At 32.7% G+C, this 20,077-nt stretch carries 19 protein-coding genes and 4 tRNA genes; all 23 read left to right on the top strand.

Annotated elements, in window-relative coordinates; all coding sequences use genetic code 11:
* Nucleotides 1-5: 5 nt before the first annotated feature.
* The 23 genes from B0A78_RS05080 (at nt 6) to rplL (ending at nt 20,011) form a co-directional block, all read left to right on the top strand.
* Nucleotides 6-2,993 carry a SusC/RagA family TonB-linked outer membrane protein gene (locus B0A78_RS05080; RefSeq protein ID WP_077225853.1) on the top strand — a complete coding sequence of 996 codons (2,988 nt, stop codon included), beginning with the start codon at nt 6-8 and terminating at the stop codon, nt 2,991-2,993.
* Nucleotides 2,994-3,003: 10 nt separating this feature from the next.
* Nucleotides 3,004-4,419 (top strand): RagB/SusD family nutrient uptake outer membrane protein, encoded by a 1,416-nt coding sequence (locus B0A78_RS05075; protein ID WP_065213118.1) that lies wholly within the window; start codon nt 3,004-3,006, stop codon nt 4,417-4,419.
* A gap of 74 nt (nt 4,420-4,493) precedes the next feature.
* Nucleotides 4,494-6,410 (top strand): putative porin, encoded by a 1,917-nt coding sequence (locus B0A78_RS05070; protein WP_065213119.1) that lies wholly within the window; start codon nt 4,494-4,496, stop codon nt 6,408-6,410.
* Between the two features lie 150 nt (nt 6,411-6,560).
* Entirely contained in the window at nt 6,561-7,922 is a 1,362-nt protein-coding gene (locus tag B0A78_RS05065) for a pyridoxal-phosphate dependent enzyme (RefSeq protein WP_065213120.1), read from the top strand.
* Between the two features lie 209 nt (nt 7,923-8,131).
* Nucleotides 8,132-9,406 carry a DUF2851 family protein gene (locus tag B0A78_RS05060; protein ID WP_065213121.1) on the top strand — a complete coding sequence of 425 codons (1,275 nt, stop codon included), beginning with the start codon at nt 8,132-8,134 and terminating at the stop codon, nt 9,404-9,406.
* 44 nt (nt 9,407-9,450) lie between these two features.
* Nucleotides 9,451-9,672, top strand: a complete 222-nt coding sequence (locus tag B0A78_RS05055) for a hypothetical protein (RefSeq protein WP_014166174.1) — start codon at nt 9,451-9,453, stop codon at nt 9,670-9,672.
* Nucleotides 9,673-9,674: 2 nt separating this feature from the next.
* The gene (locus B0A78_RS05050; protein ID WP_106425337.1) at nt 9,675-10,571 is read left to right on the top strand and encodes a ComEA family DNA-binding protein; all 897 of its coding nucleotides are present in this window, start codon (nt 9,675-9,677) and stop codon (nt 10,569-10,571) included.
* 25 nt (nt 10,572-10,596) lie between these two features.
* Nucleotides 10,597-11,766, top strand: coding sequence for an acyl-CoA dehydrogenase family protein (locus B0A78_RS05045; protein WP_014166172.1), 1,170 nt, complete (start codon nt 10,597-10,599; stop codon nt 11,764-11,766).
* Between the two features lie 308 nt (nt 11,767-12,074).
* The gene (locus B0A78_RS05040; RefSeq protein ID WP_097609434.1) at nt 12,075-13,415 is read left to right on the top strand and encodes a flavin monoamine oxidase family protein; all 1,341 of its coding nucleotides are present in this window, start codon (nt 12,075-12,077) and stop codon (nt 13,413-13,415) included.
* 313 nt (nt 13,416-13,728) lie between these two features.
* On the top strand, nt 13,729-13,923 hold the full coding sequence (gene rpsU / locus B0A78_RS05035) for a 30S ribosomal protein S21 (RefSeq protein WP_014166170.1): 195 nt from the start codon (nt 13,729-13,731) through the stop codon (nt 13,921-13,923).
* A gap of 89 nt (nt 13,924-14,012) precedes the next feature.
* On the top strand, nt 14,013-14,906 hold the full coding sequence (locus tag B0A78_RS05030; protein WP_014166169.1) for a tyrosine-type recombinase/integrase: 894 nt from the start codon (nt 14,013-14,015) through the stop codon (nt 14,904-14,906).
* 37 nt (nt 14,907-14,943) lie between these two features.
* Complete coding sequence (gene hpf / locus B0A78_RS05025; protein WP_014166168.1) at nt 14,944-15,246, top strand: ribosome hibernation-promoting factor, HPF/YfiA family; 303 nt, start codon at nt 14,944-14,946, stop codon at nt 15,244-15,246.
* Nucleotides 15,247-15,345: 99 nt separating this feature from the next.
* Nucleotides 15,346-15,419: transfer RNA gene (locus B0A78_RS05020), tRNA-Thr, on the top strand.
* A 68-nt stretch (nt 15,420-15,487) separates the two neighbouring features.
* Nucleotides 15,488-15,568 (top strand) — tRNA-Tyr (locus tag B0A78_RS05015).
* 78 nt (nt 15,569-15,646) lie between these two features.
* A tRNA-Thr gene (locus tag B0A78_RS05010) sits at nt 15,647-15,718 on the top strand.
* 54 nt (nt 15,719-15,772) lie between these two features.
* Complete coding sequence (gene tuf / locus B0A78_RS05005; protein WP_014166167.1) at nt 15,773-16,960, top strand: elongation factor Tu; 1,188 nt, start codon at nt 15,773-15,775, stop codon at nt 16,958-16,960.
* A gap of 53 nt (nt 16,961-17,013) precedes the next feature.
* Nucleotides 17,014-17,085: transfer RNA gene (locus B0A78_RS05000), tRNA-Trp, on the top strand.
* A gap of 15 nt (nt 17,086-17,100) precedes the next feature.
* Nucleotides 17,101-17,298: a preprotein translocase subunit SecE gene (gene secE / locus B0A78_RS04995; protein WP_041253503.1), complete on the top strand. Its 198-nt coding sequence runs from the start codon at nt 17,101-17,103 to the stop codon at nt 17,296-17,298.
* Nucleotides 17,299-17,307: 9 nt separating this feature from the next.
* Complete coding sequence (gene nusG / locus B0A78_RS04990; RefSeq protein ID WP_014166165.1) at nt 17,308-17,859, top strand: transcription termination/antitermination protein NusG; 552 nt, start codon at nt 17,308-17,310, stop codon at nt 17,857-17,859.
* 63 nt (nt 17,860-17,922) lie between these two features.
* The gene (gene rplK / locus B0A78_RS04985; protein WP_014166164.1) at nt 17,923-18,363 is read left to right on the top strand and encodes a 50S ribosomal protein L11; all 441 of its coding nucleotides are present in this window, start codon (nt 17,923-17,925) and stop codon (nt 18,361-18,363) included.
* A gap of 6 nt (nt 18,364-18,369) precedes the next feature.
* The gene (gene rplA, locus B0A78_RS04980) at nt 18,370-19,059 is read left to right on the top strand and encodes a 50S ribosomal protein L1 (RefSeq protein ID WP_014166163.1); all 690 of its coding nucleotides are present in this window, start codon (nt 18,370-18,372) and stop codon (nt 19,057-19,059) included.
* Nucleotides 19,060-19,084: 25 nt separating this feature from the next.
* Nucleotides 19,085-19,588, top strand: coding sequence for a 50S ribosomal protein L10 (rplJ, locus tag B0A78_RS04975; protein ID WP_014166162.1), 504 nt, complete (start codon nt 19,085-19,087; stop codon nt 19,586-19,588).
* 57 nt (nt 19,589-19,645) lie between these two features.
* Entirely contained in the window at nt 19,646-20,011 is a 366-nt protein-coding gene (gene rplL, locus B0A78_RS04970; protein ID WP_014166161.1) for a 50S ribosomal protein L7/L12, read from the top strand.
* Nucleotides 20,012-20,077: the final 66 nt, after the last annotated feature.

The raw sequence follows: 20,077 nt of genomic DNA, 5'->3' as shown, positions 1-20,077 counted from the left end.
TTAATATGAGATCAAAGTTCAAATGGATTTTTACGCTACTGTTAGCGTTAACAATGCAGTTTTCTTTCGCTCAAGAGAAAGCAATAACTGGGGTGGTTACAGACGCAAATGGTCCACTACCAGGGGTAAATGTTGTAGTAAAAGGTACACAACGTGGGGTTTCATCCGGATTTGACGGTAAATATAGTATTAAGGCAAAAGAAGGCGAAACTTTAGTTTTTTCATTTATGGGAATGAGAGAAGTATCTAAAGTGGTGGGTGCTTCTAATGTAATGAATACTGTAATGCAAAGTGATGCAAAACAATTTGGAGATGTTGTTATTGTAGGTTTTGCTAAACAAGAAAAGAAAAAAATGATTCAGTCAGTGGTAACTGTAGGATCTGATAAAATTAAAGATGTTCCTGTTGCTTCAGTTCAAGATGTTCTTCAAGGTCAAACTTCAGGTGTTCAAGTTGTTTCTTCTTCAGGAGTAATTGGTTCTGCACCCGTTGTAAAAGTAAGAGGTGTTGCCTCTATTACGGCAGGAGCTAGGCCTTTGTATGTTGTTGATGGAGTGCCATTGAATGATGTTAATTTAACTTCTGCTCAAGGAGGTCAGGCTTTAAATCCAATTGCAGACCTAAATCCTGCAGATATAGAGAGTATGTCTGTATTAAAAGATGCTGCGGCAACTTCAATTTATGGATCTCGTGGGTCAAATGGAGTTATTCTTATTACTACAAAAATGGGTAAGAGAAATCAAGATGCTAAAGTTGCGGTTGGTTTTACTACTTCCTTTACAAATTATACAGATGCAATGAAAATGATGAACGCGTCTCAGTATAAGGAATATAATGCTAAATTTCCTCAAGCGTTAACAAATTCAGGAGTTTCGATTGATGACATAGGGGAGACTAATTTTGATTGGTTAAATGCTGTTTCGAGAACAGGTGTTTCTATGGGTTCGGATGTTTCAGTTTCAGGAGGTTCTGAAAAAACAACTTATTTTTTAGGAGGGAGCTATGCTAAACAATCGGGCTTTATTGTTGGTAACGGATTAGAGAAATCTGCAGGAAGGCTTAATATTAATACAGAGGCAAATTCTTGGCTAAAAGTTGGAATGAATTTAGGGGTAACTACTTCTAAAATAGATAGAGTTGCTTCTGAAAATTCAGTAAATGCTCCGTTTACATCTGCTTTTTTACAAGAACCTTACGTAACACCCTACGATTCGAATGGTAATTTTCAACGTACAGGTTTTATAGCTAACGTTGTAGCAATAGAAGCTTTAGATATAAATGACTTAATTACGAATCGTATAACAGGTAATGTATTTGCAGATTTTAAATTATTTAAGCCTTTAACCTATAGAGTAGAAATTGGTTTAGATAGATCTTCAATTGAGGAATTTAGACGTGAAAAAGATATTAATCAAGCAGGTGGTTCTGCTTCGGATTATCAAGCTGTTCAGCAGAAGACTGTTTTTACAAATACTTTAAATTTTAATAAAAAGTTAGCTGAAAAAATTAATTTAAATGCCTTAGTAGGTTTTACTGCAGAAAATACTGAAGTAAGAGATATTAGCGTAGCAGGTACAGTTTTTGCTTCTGATGATTTCTTGAATGTTACTTCTGCAGTTATAAAATCAACTACTGATAATACTAACGCTCAATCTAGATTAAATGGTTATTTTTCACGTTTAAATCTTGATTATGATTCAAAATATTTATTAGAGGCTTCTTTTAGAAGAGATGGGTCTTCTAGATTTGGATCTAATAATAGATTTGGTAATTTTTGGGCAATTGGAGCAGCTTGGAATATTGCCAGTGAAAACTTCTTAAAAGAAAGTAAATATATTAGTGAATTAAAATTAAAAGCTAATATGGGAGTTTCTGGTAATGATAGAATTGGAGATTATGTTTGGAGAGAGCGTGTTAATGGTGGCGTTTATCCAAATTATAATGAAACTTCTGGTTTAGCATTATACAGATTTAGTAATCCAAATTTAAAATGGGAAAGATCAGAATCTATTGATTTTGGATTGAATTTAGGTATGTTTAGCGATAGAGTTAAAATTGCTGTTGATGTTTATAGAAAAGTAACTTCAGATTTATTGTTAAATAAATTGTTGTCTACAGCTGATAATGATGGTGTTAGAACTTATTTGATCAATGCTGGTAAAATGGAAAACAGAGGTTTAGATTTAGATTTTAATTTTGATGTTTTAAGAGATTCAAAATTGAAATGGACTACAAATTTAAATTTTAACTTTAATAGAAATAAAATATTAGAACTAAATTCTGATGCTTCTGTGGATGCGCAAGGAAATAAATTTATAGGAGGATCTACTTATCAAAGAGCAATCGAAGGATATTCTGCCAATACTTTTTACTTAGTGCCTTATTTAGGAGTTAATAAAGAAACGGGACATGCTGAATGGTTAGATATAAATGATAATCCAACTACTACTTATTCTACAGCAAATAGAAGAATTGTTGGAGATGCAAACCCTGATTTTACAGGGGGATGGTCTAATAATTTGAAGTATGGTAACTTTGATTTATCTACATTAGTTAACTTTAGTTACGGGAATGATATATTTGTTGACGGATTACGTTTTGTTGATCGTGCAACGTACTCTTACAATCATAGAGAAGTTGTAGGTAATGTGTGGCAAAAATCTGGAGATGATGCATTTACTCCAAATCCTACTTCTCCTACATTCAGAACCGTTCAAAATGCTTCAACTAGACAATTGAAGGATGGTTCTTTTGCTAGATTGAAAAATGTAACTTTTGGGTATAATTTTCCTATGAATAAGTTTAGTAAAAGTTTTATATCATCTGTAAGAATTTATGCAACTGCACAAAATTTATATACATTGAAAAATAAAGAGTTAGAAGGTATTGATCCAGAGGTGTCTAATTCGATTTCTGCTGGTATCCAAGGTGAAACATTTTTTACTGCCCCTCAAACTAAAACGTTTTTGTTTGGTACACGTTTAACTTTTTAAGCTTTTAAATATGAAATATATATATATATCAACACTTTTTCTAACATTTGCAATTGGTTGTCAAACGGATTTAGATGTTAAAGCACAGGATGAATCTTCTCGTGAAGTGGTATTAACTACAGGACTGGGAGTGAAGTCTTATGTAACAGGATTATACGGATTAGCACAACAAGAAGGTGCTTTTGGGGGGGTTCCACAATTGTTAGGAGACTGGCAGTCAGATAATATTGGTTTTAGAGGTACCTTTCCAACGCTACAAGAAATAAGAGATTATACAACTGTACCAACAAATGGGAACGTTGCTTCAATATGGCAAGATCATTATGAGATAATAACTCAGGCTAATACGGTGATTAATAAAGCTTACTCAGCTCCAGATGTTAACTTTTCAAAAGAAGAAAGGGATGAGGCTGTAGGTGAGGCTAAGTTTATGAGAGCTTTAGCTTATTTTCAACTAAATTGCTTATTTGCACAACCAATTCAAACAGCTGGAGTTAACGGTTTGTCTGTTCCATTAATTACTAAGCATATTAACTCTGTAGACGAAATTGGTATAAGAAATACTCCTAGAGCTACTATTGGTCAAGTATATGCTGAAATTGAAGCAGACTTATTAGATGCAATTAGTAAAATTAAAACTTTTAATAGAGCAAGAGCTAATGTAGGAGCTGCTAAGGCTTTATTGGCTCGTGTTTATTTATATCAAGATAAATTTTCCCAAGCAGCAGATTATGCAAATCAAGTTATAGGAATGAACAATGAGTTTGTATTAGCTACAAACTATTTATTTTACGATAATAAGGATTCTTATGAGCACATATTTAATTTAGTTAGTTTGTCTAATGATAGTCAGTCGGGGAGTAATGAAAATGGACCATCAGTTAGTTTCTCAACTCTAACTAATTCAGCTGCTAATGGAGGAAGAGGAGATTGTCCTTTTTCTGCAAATTTGAATGCCGCTTTTGCGAATTCAGGAGATTTACGTTACACATTAAAAAGAAGAGATGTAGAAAAAACAGGAGTTCCTTTTTACACAACGAAATATAATGACGGACTTAATCAGTCGTCAGATTATTCTGTAATTCGTATTTCTGAAATGTATTTGATTAGAGCTGAAGCTAATTTAAGAGCAGGAACAGTAATAGGAGACACTCCAGTTAATGATGTTAATAAAATTAGAAGACGTGCAAATCTTCCTGATTTGACAGTTGTAACATTAGATGATATTATAAATGAAAGACGTTTTGAGTTTTGTTTTGAAGGTCATAGACGAATGGATTTATTACGTAATGGAAAGCAACTAAGATTATCAGGAACTGTGCCAGCACCAGCTGAAACAGCCCCTGGTAAACCAAGAGTGATTTTACCAATTCCTCAAAGAGAATTGGACTTAAATAAGAATTTAGTTCAAAATCCTAGTTACTAATAAAAAAGCCCTCGCTCAGCGAGGGCTTTTTTATCTCTTCTCTTTTCCCTATTTTTGTACTTCATTAAAAACCTATGAAGTATTTTTTTTATTTAATTATTGCTTTAGTTGTTATACCAACATTTGGACAAAATGACTTGTCTGAAATTAAAAACGACACAGTTCGTAAATCCCTACGAGAAGGTCGAAAAGAAAACCCTAAAGCCCCTCATAACTGGTATAAAATTTATAATCTAAAAAGAGACACTACTTTTGTTGATACCTCACTTACAATAAAAAGTGATTATAAGTTTAATCTACTCAGAAAAGATAACTTCGGCTTGTTGCCGTTTGCTAATGATGGTTATGTATATACTGTTCTAAACTATGGTTTTAAAGCACCTAATGCGTTACCCGCTATAGGTTTTAATGCTAAACAATTTAATTATCTGCAATCAGAAGACATCTTCTATTATAATGTACCAACTCCCTTGACAGAATTGTATTTTAAAACTGTTTTAGAACAAGGACAAAGTATAGATGCTTTTATTACATTAAATACTTCTAAAAATCTTAATTTTTCATTAGCCTACAAAGGATTACGATCATTGGGGAAATATCTAAATTCATTATCAAGTACAGGAAACTTTAGATTTACTTCAAGTTATCAAACTCTCGGTAAACGTTATGGATTTAATGTACACTTTACAAGTCAAGATTTTACCAATCAAGAAAATGGAGGAATTCTAAATGATACCGATTTTATTTCTGGGGATCCTCAATTTAGTCAACGTTCAAGATTAGATATAAAACTAAAAGAGGCAAAATCCCTTTTTGAAGGAAAACGTTATTTCGTAGATCAATATTTTCGTTTAAATCGTAGTCAAAAAGCTAATAATATATTATTGGAACATCAGTTTAAGTACGAAATATTTAATTTTAGTTTCGAAAAAACTACTAAAACAGATTATTTTGGTCTAGGCTATGAAAATTCTAACTATTCAGATTTGACTAAATCATCTGTCCTTTATAACAAAATAGGAGCTACTTTTTTTAACACCTCAATAGGCAAGTTTAATGTGTTTATTGAAGACAATCGTTTTCGTTATGGGTATAATCGTTTAGTGATTGAAAACCAGCAAATAAAAGTTCCAGCTCGAAATGATTTTTCAGTTCAAAATATAGGAGGGAAATATTTTTATCTAACAAAAAAGATGAGAGGAGAAGCCCTTTTTTCAAAAGCTTTTTCAAAACACACAAACTCTACTATAGATATATTTACAAAATACACTTTAAATGATAAAAATAGTTTTTCAGCTAGATACACTAATTTAAGCAAATTGCCTGATTTAACCTCCTCCCTTTACCAAAGTGATTTTGTAACATATAATTGGAAAAATTCATTTGATAACGAAAAAATTAATTCATTTCATTTGAATGCCCAAACACAATGGGGAGCAGTTGAAACTCAGTTTGTACTGCTTCATAATCATATTTATTTCAGTAATGATGATTTAACACAAAAAACATTGCTGACAACACCTAAGCAATATAAAGGATCTATAAATTATTTCTCAGTAAAAATACAAAAAGAATTAAAGGTTGGGAAGTGGTCACTCGATAATAGTATTTTATATCAACAAGTAGCCCAAACAGAACAAATTTTAAATGTTCCCAAATTTTTGACACGCAATAGTTTGTATTTTTCAGATCAATATTTTAAAAAAGCTTTATTCTTACAAACAGGGATCACCTTTCAGTATTTTACTAATTATTATGCTAACGGTTATAATCCTTTGATTGGTGATTTTTATACCCAAAATCAAAGTCAGATAGGAAATCATCCTATAATTGATTTTTTTGTTAATGCTAGAGTACGTCAAACAAGAATTTTTTTGAAAGCAGAACATCTTAATACTACTTTCAGAAATAATGATTTTTTTGCAGCACCAGGTCAGCCTTATAAAGACTTTCTAGTGCGTTTTGGATTAGTGTGGGATTTCTTTCAATAATCATGAATTTCTAATACTGAAAATCATTAGATTAAGCTACACTTTCAAATCTCTTGAAATTTGAAATCTGTATTCAGAATATTTATACCTTTGCAAAGAGGTTGGTAAAGAATAGTTTAAAAATAAGAAAAACATTATAAAAATAAAAGTATGCAATACGCAAAGAACATACTAGAAACAATTGGTAATACACCTCTAGTAAAGTTGAATAAAGTAACGGCTGAGATTAACGCATTGGTTCTAGCAAAAGTTGAAACCTTTAATCCAGGTAATTCTGTAAAAGACCGTATGGCTATCAAAATGATTGAAGATGCAGAAGCGGATGGTCGTTTAAAACCTGGAGGAACTATTATTGAAGGGACTTCTGGAAATACAGGAATGGGACTAGCTTTAGGCGCCATTATTAAAGGATATAAACTAATCTGTGTAATTTCAGATAAACAATCAAAAGAAAAATGTGATATACTAAGAGCAGTAGGAGCAAAAGTAGTGGTTTGTCCAACAGATGTTGAACCTACAGATCCTCGTTCGTATTACTCTGTTTCAAAACGTTTAGCAGAAGAAACACCTAATGCGTGGTATGTAAACCAATACGATAACCCAAGTAATGCACTAGCCCATTACGAACAAACAGGACCTGAAATTTGGGAACAAACAGAAGGAAAAATTACACATTTTGTAGTAGGTGTGGGTACAGGAGGAACTATATCAGGAGTTGCTAAATACTTAAAAGAGAAAAATCCAAATGTTAAAATTTGGGGAATTGATACCTATGGTTCTGTATTTAAAAAATACCATGAAACCGGTATTTTTGATGAAAATGAAATATATTCCTATATAACAGAAGGCATTGGAGAAGATATTTTACCCAAAAATGTTGATTTTTCTCTTATAGACGGTTTTACAAAAGTTACAGACAAAGATGCTGCCGTCTATACACGTAAGATAGCCCTAGAAGAAGGGATATTTGTTGGGAATTCAGCAGGTGCAGCCATTAAAGGATTATTACAACTAAAAGACGAATTTAAGCCAGATGATGTAGTAGTCGTTTTATTTCACGATTCAGGAAGTCGTTATGTAGGCAAAATGTTTAATGATGATTGGATGCGCGAACGAGGCTTTCTAGAAGAAGAACTAACCAAAGCAGAAGATTTAATAAAAGACCATATCGAAAAGCCACTTGTTATTGTCCGTACTGAAGAATTAGTTTCACACGCCATAGAAAGAATGCGTAAATATAAAATTTCTCAAATACCAGTTGTTGATGTAAATGGATTTGTTGGATCTGTTGATGAATCAGACCTTTTTCAAAGCTATATAACAGATAAAAAGACTGCTGAAAAACCAATTAAAGAGGTAATGGGAGCGCCATTTCCAATAGTAGCTAAAGGAACCCCTATAGACGAAGTTTCTAAATTAATTACTAAAGATAATCAAGCGGTATTAGTAGATTTAGGAGAAGGAAAACACCATATCATTACAAAATATGATATCATTAATTCGATAAAATAATAAAATATAAAATCAAAAGAATATGTGATATTTAAATTACATAGTTCACATAATAAAATTCAGTTAAACCTAATTAATTCATTTATAATGAGTTTTTTAGGTTTTTTTTGTAAATTTATGATAGAAATAAAGTCAAACCCTATACTGCTAAAAAAAGCTAATATAGTTAAGACTTTTTGTACGCCTTATTAATTTTATACGCCTTTACCATGAAAGAAGAATTTTTACATTATGTATGGAAAAATAAAAAATTTCCTTTACACTCTTTAAAAACCGCACAAGGAGAAAATCTTCAAGTGCTTCATTCAGGAGTTCAACTAAATCAATCAGGTCCTGACTTTTTTAATGTTCAACTGATAATTGATGGTCAAAAATGGGCAGGAAATGTAGAAATACATTTAAAAGCTTCAGATTGGTACCACCATCACCACCACCTAAATGATCAATATGACAATTGTATTTTACATATAGTATGGGAACATGATATATCTGTTTTTAGAAAAGACAATACAGAAATTCCCGTTTTAATACTTCAAAACTATGTTCCAAAAGAATTAATTACTCAATATGAAAAGCTAAAAATAAAAAAGGAATGGATAAATTGTGAGGGAAAATTAAACCAAATCCCTGAATTTATTATTTCTAATTGGGTAGAACGTTTGTATTTTGAACGGTTAGAACTAAAAAATGAATCCATAAAAAAACTACTAGAAGAAACAAACTACGATTGGGAAGCCGTTTTTTTTATAACCCTAACTAAAAACTTTGGGTTAAACGTAAATGGAGAGGCTTTTTTGAGTCTAGCTCGAACGATTCCTTTTTCGATACTTAAAAAAGAAAGTTTTGATCTAAACTATATAGAAGCCCTATTGTTCGGTATGGCAGGACTTCTACCACTCGAGCCTCAAGAAAATTATGAGAAAGATCTAGTAGAATTGTATGAATACATCAAAATCAAATATCGGCTAAAACCAAATCATATAGAACGTTTTGAGTTTTATAGATTACGTCCTGATAATTTTCCAACGATTCGTATTGCTCAAATAGCAATGCTTTATCATATTCAAAAAAATATTTTTACGTTAGCCACAGACGCAACTAGTGTTGAAGATTTTTATAAAATTTTCTCAGTTGGAGTTTCCGATTATTGGGAATCCCATTACAACTTTCAAAAAAAATCGAATCATAAAGAAAAAAAAATATCCAGAATGTTTGTAGAATTATTACTTGTCAATGCTATCTTACCCATTCGGTTTGCTTATACACAATATAAAAATAAGAATGATATAGATCTAGATCTAATGCTAATCGAAAAAATCAGACCTGAAAAAAACAAAATAATAGATTATTTTGAACATTATGGCGTAAAAGCTAAAAATGCAATGCAATCACAAGGCCTAATTCAGTTAAAAAAGAAATACTGTGATGCTAATCGTTGTTTACAATGTGCCATCGGTGTTGAATTTTTGAAGTCTGAAAAATAAATTGTAGATTTACTAAAGTATTTTATCTCATTTTTTATTGCACAATGATATTAAAACTTAAATATTTTTTTGAACGACAAGGGTTTCATATCGCTTCAAGATTAGCTGATCGTTTAGGTATGAGAGCAAATAGTATACGTTTGTTCTTTATTTATATTTCGTTTGTTACTGTAGGACTTTGGTTTGGAGTCTATCTTACGATAGGATTTCTAATGAAATTAAAAGATTTACTCAGAGCTAAAAGAACTTCTGTTTTTGATTTATAATTATGCTTCAATCACTCAAACATTATTTTGAATATACAAGAAATCAACGCATAGCACTGTTGTTCTTGATTGTTTTGAGTGTACTGCTCCAAATGGCATATACCTTTATTGACTTCTCAGAAGATTCCAATCCAACAGCAGAAGAAAAAAAATGGCTTGCTCAACAAACTGTGATAGATTCGTTAAAAAATAAAAACACACAAGAGGAATACAAAATACATCCTTTCAACCCCAATTTTATTACTGATTTCAAAGGTTATAAGCTAGGGATGTCAGTAAAGGAAATCAATCGTTTGTTCGCTTATAGAAAAAGAGGTAAATATGTTAATTCAGCAGAAGAATTTCAGAAAATAACAAAAGTATCAGATTCTTTATTAGGTTCAATATCATCTTATTTTAAATTCCCCGACTGGGTTTCAAAAAAAAAACATTCGGATAATGTGAAATACAGATCATTTACCGAAGCCCAAAAGACGATAAAAAAAACAAATACTTGGGTACAGAAAGATATTAATTTAGCTACGAAAGAGGATTTAATGAAAATATACGGTATAGGAGATGTTATTTCAGATCGGATACTCAAAAGTAGAGAATCTTTGGGAGGCTTTGTATCTATGGATCAAATACAAGAGATATGGGGATTATCTCCTGAAGTTATTACGGAATTAAACAAAAAATTCACATTATTTAAAGTCCCAGAAGTTTTAAAAATAAAAATTAATGAAGCCTCTACCAAAGAACTTTTAAAAATCCCCTACATAAAATATCCTGTAGCCCGCGAAATAATTGGGTTTAGAAGTATGAATAACGGAATTCATTCAGTAGATGATTTACTTGAAATTAAGAATTTTCCAGTTGATAAAGTAAAAATAATTACCTTATATTTGGACTTTAAATAAATAGCAAGAAGAACAATACAACTTTATGAACTCAATTTATTTTACAGAAGACCATCAATTATTCAGAGAGAGTTTTCGCGATTTTTTACAAAAAGAAGTAGTACCTCACATTGAAAAATGGGAAAAAGAAGGAACGATAGAACGTTTTATCTGGAAAAAATTTGGAGACATGGGATTCTTTGGATTAAATTATCCTGAGGCTTACGGTGGGTCAAATCTTGACTTATTCTATACAGTTATATTTTTAGAAGAACTACAAAAAGTAAAATCATCAGGTTTTGCCGCTGCTATGTGGGCTCATGCCTATTTAGCAATGACACACTTAAATGCAGAAGGAGATGAACGTATTAAGCAAGAGTATTTAGCTCCAAGTATTGCAGGTAACAAAATAGGTGCGCTTTGTATTACAGAACCTTTTGGAGGTAGTGATGTGGCAGGTATGCGAACAACAGCAGAACGTAAAGGAAGTAAATTTGTGATTAATGGCTCTAAAACATTTATTACAAATGGAGTCTACGCGGATTATTACGTTGTGGCTGCGAAAACGAATCCAGCTCTGGGAAATAAAGGAATTAGCATATTTTTAATAGATGCTAATACACCAGGTATCTCAGCAACTAAATTAAATAAATTAGGATGGAAAGCGTCTGATACAGCAGAATTAGCATTCGATAATGTAGAAATTCCTTTAGAAAACTTAATGGGAGAAGAAGGAAAGGGATTCCCTTACATAATGCAACATTTTGCATTAGAACGCCTAATAATGGCAATTAATGCACACGCTCGAGCTGAATATGCAATAGATTATACATTAGGATATATGTCAGAACGAGAAGCTTTTGGAAAATCAATTAATAAATTTCAAGCTTTACGTCATACAATGGTAGAACATACAACAGAAGTTGAACATTGTAAAGTCTTTAATTATGCAGCTGTAGCTCGTTTAAACAAAGGAGAATATGTAGTAAAAGAAGCTACTATGGCAAAATTAAAGTCAACTAAAGTAGCGGATTTGGCAATTTATGATTGTTTACAAATGCTAGGGGGATACGGTTATATGGAAGAATATCCCTTAGCCCGTTTGTTAAGAGATAGTCGATTAGGGCCCATTGGAGGCGGAACATCTGAAATCCTAAAAGAAATTTTATCAAAAATGATTATTGATAATAAAGATTATCAACCAGCAGTAAAGTAATACCTAAAAAAGCATAATATGTTTAAGTGAGATACTAAAAAAGTTTTCGCTCCACTAATTATTTTTTCCAAATTACGCATTAGCCTTTCTAAAGAAAGATAAAATCATGAAAAATACATAAAAATTATGCCTTGGTATAAATTTTATATTGAGGATAAAAAAGTAAACGTATTTTCAGATTTAAAGACAGTTTTTCTTACAAATAAATTTTTAATGCGTAATTTTGGTTTAACAGAAAAGGAAGTTTTTTAAGCGACTATCGTTATCAGACTATATCTTTTTTATAAAACCAACTTAACTAAAAATTAATGGACAGACGTAAATTTTTAAAACATTCAACTGCGGTATTCGGTGCTTCGGTTTTGATGCCTTCAATGGTAGTCTCTTGTGTTTCTGAAACACAAGAAAATAATCCAAAAAATGTAAAAGTATTAATCATTGGTGCAGGAGCAGCGGGATTGTTTGCTGGATACACACTAAAGAAAAAAGGAGTAAGTTTCGAAATTTTAGAGGCTTCTTCAAAATATGGTGGACGACTAGGAAAACAATCAGGTTTTGCCGATTTTGATATTGATCAAGGAGCAGAATGGTTGCATTTAGAAGACAGTATAATTGGCAAAATAATTAAAGAAACACAGACCAAAATAACTTTAGATGATACAGAATTAAAATATTGGTATAATAATGAAATTACTTCAACTTTACCTCTACAAACAGATATTTTTAGAAGTGAAACCGAAGTTTTTCAAGATGTCAGTTATTGGGAGCACGCACATCAAAAAGGCCTAGATAATTCATATAATAATATTATAGAAGCTTATGCAGGAGATCAAGGGGCAAGTGCTACCAATATTTCAGTAAAATGGGATAACGAAGAAGCGAAAAAATCAAATAGTCAAGAGAAAAATTATAAATTCGAAAAAACTTATTTTGATGTTTTCGAAAATAACATAATACCCTTTGTTAAACAAGACATAAAATTAAATACAATTGTAAAAAAAATTGATTATTCAGGAAACTCAATTGAAGTAACAGATCTAAATGGAACGGTCTTTATTGCAGACAAAGTAATTGTTACAGTGCCAATTACCATTCTGAAATCAAATGATATCATTTTTAAACCATCTTTGCCTAACGAAAAAACCATGGCTTTTCAAAAAATAGGAATGGAAGCAGGAATGAAGGTGTTTTTAAAATTTAGTGAAAAATTTTATCCAAGTAATTTTGTTTATGGGGGCTCCGTTTGCGCTGCGTACGGTGATGTTACCCTAGGTAAACAGACTAAAGATAATATTTTGTTGGCGTTTGTTATGGGCAAACAAGCTCAAACTCTTTCAGATCTAAATAGTCATGAGGCGATAACCAGTGCATTGTTAATAGAATTAGATTATATGTTTAATGGGAGAGCAAGTGCTAGCTTTGTTAAATCTACTGTTCAAGATTTTACAAAGCATCCATTCATAAAAGGAGCCTATTCTTATAGTTCTGTTGGTATGGGAAATGCTAGGGAAATTTTAGCACAATCTGTAGGTGATAAAATATTTTTTGCAGGAGAAGCAACTAATTTGCAAGGTGACCATCAAACGGTTCATGGAGCTGTAGCTACTGGTGTAGAACAAGCAGAAAAAATAGTATCCTTATTAAAATAAGAACCCAAGAATTAGTAGTTTTTCGATAGGGTAGATAAAAATATCAAGATAAAGATTCTTAATGATGAAAAAATAAGGAGGTATATTTCATAACCTTGATTTATAAAATTCATTTAGAATTAACCATAATATACGATTCAAGGCTAAAAAATACCCCGTAATCAATTTTTACTACCTTATTGTTGAAAATAGAATGAAATGTAGAAGGTGGGTGTAAGGCAAAAATTCTACAAAAATAATTCAAAATTTATGATTTATAATTTAAAATAAATCCTTAGGTTTGCATCCACAAATGAAAGGGGGTGTCAAAACTATGTTAATTATACCAATTAAAGACGGAGAAAATATCGATAGAGCATTAAAGCGCTATAAAAGAAAATTCGATAAAACAGGAGTTGTGCGTCAATTAAGATCACGTCAGCAGTTTACAAAACCTTCTGTATCAAGAAGAGCTGAAGTTCAGAAAGCACAATACATCCAAGGATTAAGAGATGCTGTAGAAAATTAATAGCAAATTATAATCATAATATAAAATCGCTAGTTGTAAAAGTTGTACTTTTAGACTAGCGATTTTTTTATGGATTCAATTGGGGAATTATGAGTGAAAATTTAGTTCGTTTTGAAGATTATTTGTTAAAAGAAAAAAAATATTCATTACATACAGCCAAGGCTTATGTGAAAGATTTGTGGCTTTTTTTTGATTACCTAGTAGAAGTGGAAGGAGGAGGGTTAGAAGAAGTTAGTTATTCTTTGGTTAGAGGATGGATAATAAGTTTGGTTGAGTCAGGAGTGTCTAATCTTACGGTTAATAGAAAAATGGCCTCTTTAAAAGCTTTCTATAAATTTCTATTAAAAATTAAAGTAATTGATGTTTCGCCTATGTTGCAACATAAATATTTAAAAGCCGAAAAGAAAATTCAAGTCCCTTTTTCCGAAAAGGAATTAGAATTAGCATTGAATCAAATAGAATATAATCAAGATTTTGAAGGTCTTCGCGATAAATTAATTATTGATTTGTTTTATACAACAGGTATTAGGCGTTCGGAATTGATTAATCTACAGCTAGTTGATGTTGATTTTGATTTAAAAGTGCTTAAGGTTTTGGGAAAACGCAATAAAGAACGAATTATACCTGTTTTAGATGTGATTTTTTTAGAAATTAAGCAATATTTAGAGAAAAGAAAAGCTTTGCCCCATGTATTTGATGAAGAATATTTATTTCTTCTTGGGAACGGTAAGAAAATGAATGAAACTTTTGTTTACAGGTTAATAAATTGCTATCTTAGTGTTGTCTCGGAAAAAGTGAAAAAGAGTCCTCATATGCTTCGTCATACTTTTGCGACTCACATGTTAAACCGAGGTGCAGATTTAAATTCAATAAAAGAGTTCTTAGGGCATTCTAGTTTAGCGTCTACACAGGTATACACGCAATCTAGCTTAGGGCAAATAAAAGAAGTGTATAAAAATGCGCATCCTAGAGGTCGGAAGTAATTCTTTTTAAATTGTTTAACCTTAAAAAGATTTAATTATGAAGGTAAATGTTCATGCAGTTAATTTCAACATCGACAAAAAATTGGTTTCTTTTACAGATGAAAAAGTAAACAAATTAGAAAAATTTTATGATAAAATTGTCTCTGCGGATGTGTTTATGAGGGTAGAGCAGACCAGTGAAAAAGAAAATAAAGTAGTTGAAGCTAAAATTTTGGTTCCAGGAGATGAATTTGTTGTTAAAAAAACCTGTAAATCATTTGAAGAAGGTGTGGATTTGTCAGTTGATGCTTTGGAACGATTGCTTGTAAAACGTAAGGAAAAACAGAGAGCTCATGCTTAATAGAGAAAAAAATAAAAAAAAGTTTAAAAAAATTTTTGAAATCTAAAATATATCTCTACATTTGCAGTCCGTTAGAAATAGCGGACTTTTTTACTGAATGCCGGTGTAGCTCAGCTGGCTAGAGCAGCTGATTTGTAATCAGCAGGTCGTGGGTTCGAGTCCCTCCATCGGCTCTTTGAAATATTGAAAAAATGTTTTATATTTGCACTCTCAAATCAAGAGTCAAATAAAAAAGTAAGGCGGGGAGATACTCAAGCGGCCAACGAGGACGGACTGTAAATCCGTTGGGAAACCTTCGCAGGTTCGAATCCTGCTCTCCCCACAAAATAAGTTTGAGAGTTTCAAGTTTCAGGTTGCATTCGAAACAGGATACTTTTGATTGAAAACCTAAAACTTTACCGCCGGTGTAGCTCAGGGGTAGAGTGCTTCCTTGGTAAGGAAGAGGTCACGGGTTCAAATCCCGTCATTGGCTCACAAGATTTTTTTGAACACTAATTATTATAACTAAGATTAAAAATTAAGTAAAATGGCAAAAGAAAGTTTTAATCGTTCGAAACCGCACTTAAATATCGGTACTATCGGACACGTAGACCACGGAAAGACTACTTTAACTGCTGCGATCACTAAAGTATTATCTGATGCAGGTTACTGTCAAGCTAAGTCATTCGACCAAATCGATAACGCTCCAGAAGAGAAAGAAAGAGGTATTACTATTAATACATCTCACGTAGAATATGAAACTGCTAACCGTCACTACGCTCACGTAGACTGTCCAGGTCACGCGGATTACGTTAAGAACATGGTTACTGGTGCTGCTCAAATGGACGGTGCTATCTTAGTAGTTGCTGCTACAGATGGTCCAATGCCACAAACTCGTGAGCACATCTTATTAGGTCGTCAGGTAGGTATTCCTCGTATCGTTGTATTCATGAATAAAGTGGATATGGTTGATGATGCTGAGTTATTAGAGTTAGTAGAAATGGAAATCCGTGATTTATTATCTTTCTATGAATACGATGGAGATAATGGTCCAGTTGTTCAAGGTTCTGCTTTAGGTGGATTGAATAATGATCCAAACTGGGTTCCAAAAATTATCGAATTAATGGAGGCTGTTGATGCTTGGATTGAAGAGCCAGTTCGTGATAACGAAAAACCATTCTTGATGCCAGTTGAGGACGTATTTACAATTACAGGTCGTGGTACAGTTGCTACAGGTCGTATCGAAACAGGTGTTGCTAACACTGGAGATCCAGTTGAAATCATCGGTATGGGTGCTGACAAGTTAACTTCTACTATTACTGGGGTTGAGATGTTCCGTAAAATCTTAGATAGAGGTGAAGCTGGAGATAACGTAGGTTTATTATTACGTGGTATTGATAAGGCTGATATCCGTCGTGGTATGGTTATTTGTAAGCCAGGTTCAGTAAAACCACATGCTAAATTTAAAGCAGAGGTTTATATCTTGAAAAAAGAAGAGGGAGGTCGTCACACGCCATTCCATAATAACTACCGTCCTCAGTTCTATGTTCGTACAACTGACGTAACAGGTACAATTTCTTTGCCAGAAGGTGTTGAGATGGTAATGCCAGGTGATAACTTAACAATCAATGTTGAGTTGCTTCAACCAATCGCTTTATCAGTAGGTTTACGTTTCGCTATCCGTGAAGGTGGTAGAACAGTAGGTGCTGGTCAGGTAACTGAAATCGTTGACTAATTATAGTTGATATATAAAAAACCAGCAGTTTATGCTGCTGGTTTCTCTAACAAACGGGCGTAGTACAAGGGTTAGTATAGTGGTCTCCAAAACCATTGATGGGGGTTCGAATCCCTCCGCCCGTGCAAATAAGAAATATAATGAACAAAGTGACTAATTATATATCAGAAGCTTTTGAAGAGTTTAAGTCAAACGTGACTTGGCCAGGATGGGAAGAGGTTCAAAAACTAACAGTAGTTGTGGCCATCTTCTCTGTCATTTTTGCGCTAGCCACTTGGGGTATTGACGAAATTTTTACTAAAACAATTGAGGGTTTCTTTAATTTGTTAAAAGGATAAAATAGAGTTATGGCTGAAACAAGTGTGAAGAAGTGGTATGTTGTAAGGGCTGTAAGTGGTCAAGAAAATAAAGTAAAATCCTACATCGAGCAAGAAATTAATCGTGTGGGAATGGCTGATTATATATCACAGGTATTAGTGCCAACAGAAAAAGTTGTAACGGTACGTGATGGTAAAAAAATTAGTAAAGAAAGAGTTTATTTTCCTGGTTATGTAATGATCGAAGCAAACTTAACAGGAGAAATACCTCATATTATAAAGTCTATTACAGGTGTAATTGGTTTCTTAGGTGAAGTAAAAGGTGGAGATCCTGTGCCTTTACGTCAATCAGAAGTTAATAGAATGTTAGGGAAAGTAGATGAATTGTCAACTACTGTAGATCATGGATCTATACCTTATTCTATTGGTGAAACGATTAAAGTTATTGATGGTCCGTTCAATGGATTTAACGGTACTATTGAAAATATAAATGAAGAAAAACGTAAGCTAGAAGTAATGGTTAAGATTTTCGGAAGAAAAACACCTTTAGAATTAAGCTTTGTTCAAGTAGAGAAAGTATAATATTTATTTATATAATTCACATCAATCGCTTCCAATGATCGATGTGCTTAATTTTTTTTAAAAATGGCTAAAGAAGTTAGTAAAGTAGTTAAACTACAAGTAAAGGGAGGTGCTGCGAACCCGTCGCCACCGGTTGGACCTGCTTTGGGAGCTGCTGGGGTTAACATCATGGAGTTCTGTAAGCAATTTAATGCTAGAACACAAGATAAACCAGGCAAAGTATTACCAGTACAAATTACTGTGTACAAAGACAAATCGTTTGATTTTGTTGTTAAAACTCCACCTGCTGCTATTCAATTATTAGAAGCTGCTAAAATTAAATCAGGGTCTGGACAGCCAAATCGTAAGAAAGTAGCTAGCGTATCTTGGGATCAAATCCGTACAATCGCTGAAGACAAAATGCCTGATTTAAATGCTTTCACAATTGAAAAAGCAATGAGCATGATAGCTGGAACAGCTAGATCTATGGGTATTACTGTAACTGGAGATTCTCCTTTAAACTAAGAGAAAATGGCAAAATTAACGAAAAAGCAAAAAGTTGCAGCTTCAAAAATTGAAAAGAATAAAATGTATTCTTTGAAAGATGCCTCATCTTTGATCAAAGAAGTTGCTTCTGCAAAATTTGATGAATCAGTTGATATCGCTGTTAAGTTAGGTGTAGACCCTCGTAAAGCGAATCAAATGGTGAGAGGTGTGTGTTCATTACCACACGGTACAGGTAAAGATGTAAGAGTATTAGCTTTAGTTACTCCAGATAAAGAAGCTGAAGCAAAAGCTGCTGGTGCTGACCATGTAGGTTTAGATGAGTACTTGCAAAAAATTAAAGACGGTTGGACTGATGTAGATGTTATCATCACTATGCCAGCTGTAATGGGTAAACTAGGTCCATTAGGGCGTATTTTAGGACCTCGTGGTTTGATGCCAAACCCTAAAACAGGTACTGTAACTATGGAAGTAGGTAAAGCAGTAGAAGAAGTGAAATCGGGTAAAATTGACTTTAAAGTTGATAAAACAGGTATTGTTCACGCTGCTATCGGTAAAGTTTCTTTTGACGCTCAAAAAATTCAAGAGAACGCTCACGAAATTATTCAAACATTAATTAAATTAAAACCAACTGCTGCAAAAGGTACTTATATTAAGTCTATTCACTTATCAAGTACTATGAGTCCAGCTATTGCTTTAGATCCTAAAGCAGTGTAATTGGTAGTTAAAAAATTTTAGTATCATGACTAGAGAAGAAAAATCATTAGCGATTCAAGATTTAACTGCACAGTTAGCTGGAACTAATATCGTTTATTTAGCAGATATTTCTGGGTTAAATGCAGAAACTACTTCAAATTTAAGAAAAGCTTGCTATAAAGCAGGTATTAAATTAGAAGTTGTTAAGAATACGTTACTTGCTAAAGCAATGGAAGCTTCTGATAAAGAATTTGGTGATTTACCAACTACTTTAAAAGGAAACACTTCAATCTTAATTGCTGACATTGCTAATGCTCCGGCTAAAGTAATTAAAGAGTTTCGTAAAAAAGGAGATAAACCTTTATTAAAAGGAGCTTATATCAATGAGGAAGTATATATCGGTGATAACGAATTAGAATCGTTAGCGGCTCTTAAATCGAAAGAAGAAGTTATCGGAGATATCATCGGATTATTACAATCTCCAGCTAAACGCATCATTTCTGCTTTGCTTAACAATGCAGAACAAAAAGGTGAAGAAACGGCTGAATAATTAGCGCACTAATTAAATTATATAAATTTTACAAATCATTTAAAAAAGATAGAAAAAATGGCAGATTTGAAACAATTCGCAGAACAATTAGTAAATTTAACAGTTAAAGAAGTAAATGAATTAGCTGCAATCTTAAAAGATGACTACGGAATCGAGCCTGCTGCTGCTGCAGTTGTTATGGCTGGTCCTGCTGCTGAAGCTGCTGCTGAGCAAACAGAATTCACAGTAGTATTAAAAGATGCTGGTGCTTCTAAATTAGGTGTAGTTAAAGCTGTTAAAGAATTAACTGGTTTAGGATTAAAAGAAGCTAAAGATTTAGTAGATGCTGCTCCAACAAACGTTAAAGAAGCTATTTCTAAAGACGAAGCTGAAGGCTTGAAAAAAGCTTTAGAAGAAGCTGGAGCTGTAGTTGAGCTTAAATAATTATACATAGTATAAACTATAGGTTTAGGCCTTGAGTAAAGCACTCAATGGCCTAAACCATTTTTT

The sequence above is a fragment of the Flavobacterium columnare NBRC 100251 = ATCC 23463 genome, assembly GCF_002530675.1.
Classification (GTDB): domain Bacteria; phylum Bacteroidota; class Bacteroidia; order Flavobacteriales; family Flavobacteriaceae; genus Flavobacterium; species Flavobacterium columnare.
This window is presented reverse-complemented; position numbering and strand designations above follow the sequence as displayed.

Excerpts from the sequence above, each read along its gene's own strand:
- B0A78_RS05080 (WP_077225853.1), top strand. The coding sequence starts at position 6 with ATGAGATCAAAGTTCAAATGGATTTTTACGCTACTGTTAGCGTTAACA.
- B0A78_RS05075 (WP_065213118.1), top strand. The coding sequence starts at position 3,004 with ATGAAATATATATATATATCAACACTTTTTCTAACATTTGCAATTGGT.
- B0A78_RS05070 (WP_065213119.1), top strand. The coding sequence starts at position 4,494 with ATGAAGTATTTTTTTTATTTAATTATTGCTTTAGTTGTTATACCAACA.
- B0A78_RS05065 (WP_065213120.1), top strand. The coding sequence starts at position 6,561 with ATGCAATACGCAAAGAACATACTAGAAACAATTGGTAATACACCTCTA.
- B0A78_RS05060 (WP_065213121.1), top strand. The coding sequence starts at position 8,132 with ATGAAAGAAGAATTTTTACATTATGTATGGAAAAATAAAAAATTTCCT.
- B0A78_RS05055 (WP_014166174.1), top strand. The coding sequence starts at position 9,451 with ATGATATTAAAACTTAAATATTTTTTTGAACGACAAGGGTTTCATATC.
- B0A78_RS05050 (WP_106425337.1), top strand. The coding sequence starts at position 9,675 with ATGCTTCAATCACTCAAACATTATTTTGAATATACAAGAAATCAACGC.
- B0A78_RS05045 (WP_014166172.1), top strand. The coding sequence starts at position 10,597 with ATGAACTCAATTTATTTTACAGAAGACCATCAATTATTCAGAGAGAGT.
- B0A78_RS05040 (WP_097609434.1), top strand. The coding sequence starts at position 12,075 with ATGGACAGACGTAAATTTTTAAAACATTCAACTGCGGTATTCGGTGCT.
- rpsU (WP_014166170.1), top strand. The coding sequence starts at position 13,729 with ATGTTAATTATACCAATTAAAGACGGAGAAAATATCGATAGAGCATTA.
- B0A78_RS05030 (WP_014166169.1), top strand. The coding sequence starts at position 14,013 with ATGAGTGAAAATTTAGTTCGTTTTGAAGATTATTTGTTAAAAGAAAAA.
- hpf (WP_014166168.1), top strand. The coding sequence starts at position 14,944 with ATGAAGGTAAATGTTCATGCAGTTAATTTCAACATCGACAAAAAATTG.
- tuf (WP_014166167.1), top strand. The coding sequence starts at position 15,773 with ATGGCAAAAGAAAGTTTTAATCGTTCGAAACCGCACTTAAATATCGGT.
- secE (WP_041253503.1), top strand. The coding sequence starts at position 17,101 with ATGAACAAAGTGACTAATTATATATCAGAAGCTTTTGAAGAGTTTAAG.
- nusG (WP_014166165.1), top strand. The coding sequence starts at position 17,308 with ATGGCTGAAACAAGTGTGAAGAAGTGGTATGTTGTAAGGGCTGTAAGT.
- rplK (WP_014166164.1), top strand. The coding sequence starts at position 17,923 with ATGGCTAAAGAAGTTAGTAAAGTAGTTAAACTACAAGTAAAGGGAGGT.
- rplA (WP_014166163.1), top strand. The coding sequence starts at position 18,370 with ATGGCAAAATTAACGAAAAAGCAAAAAGTTGCAGCTTCAAAAATTGAA.
- rplJ (WP_014166162.1), top strand. The coding sequence starts at position 19,085 with ATGACTAGAGAAGAAAAATCATTAGCGATTCAAGATTTAACTGCACAG.
- rplL (WP_014166161.1), top strand. The coding sequence starts at position 19,646 with ATGGCAGATTTGAAACAATTCGCAGAACAATTAGTAAATTTAACAGTT.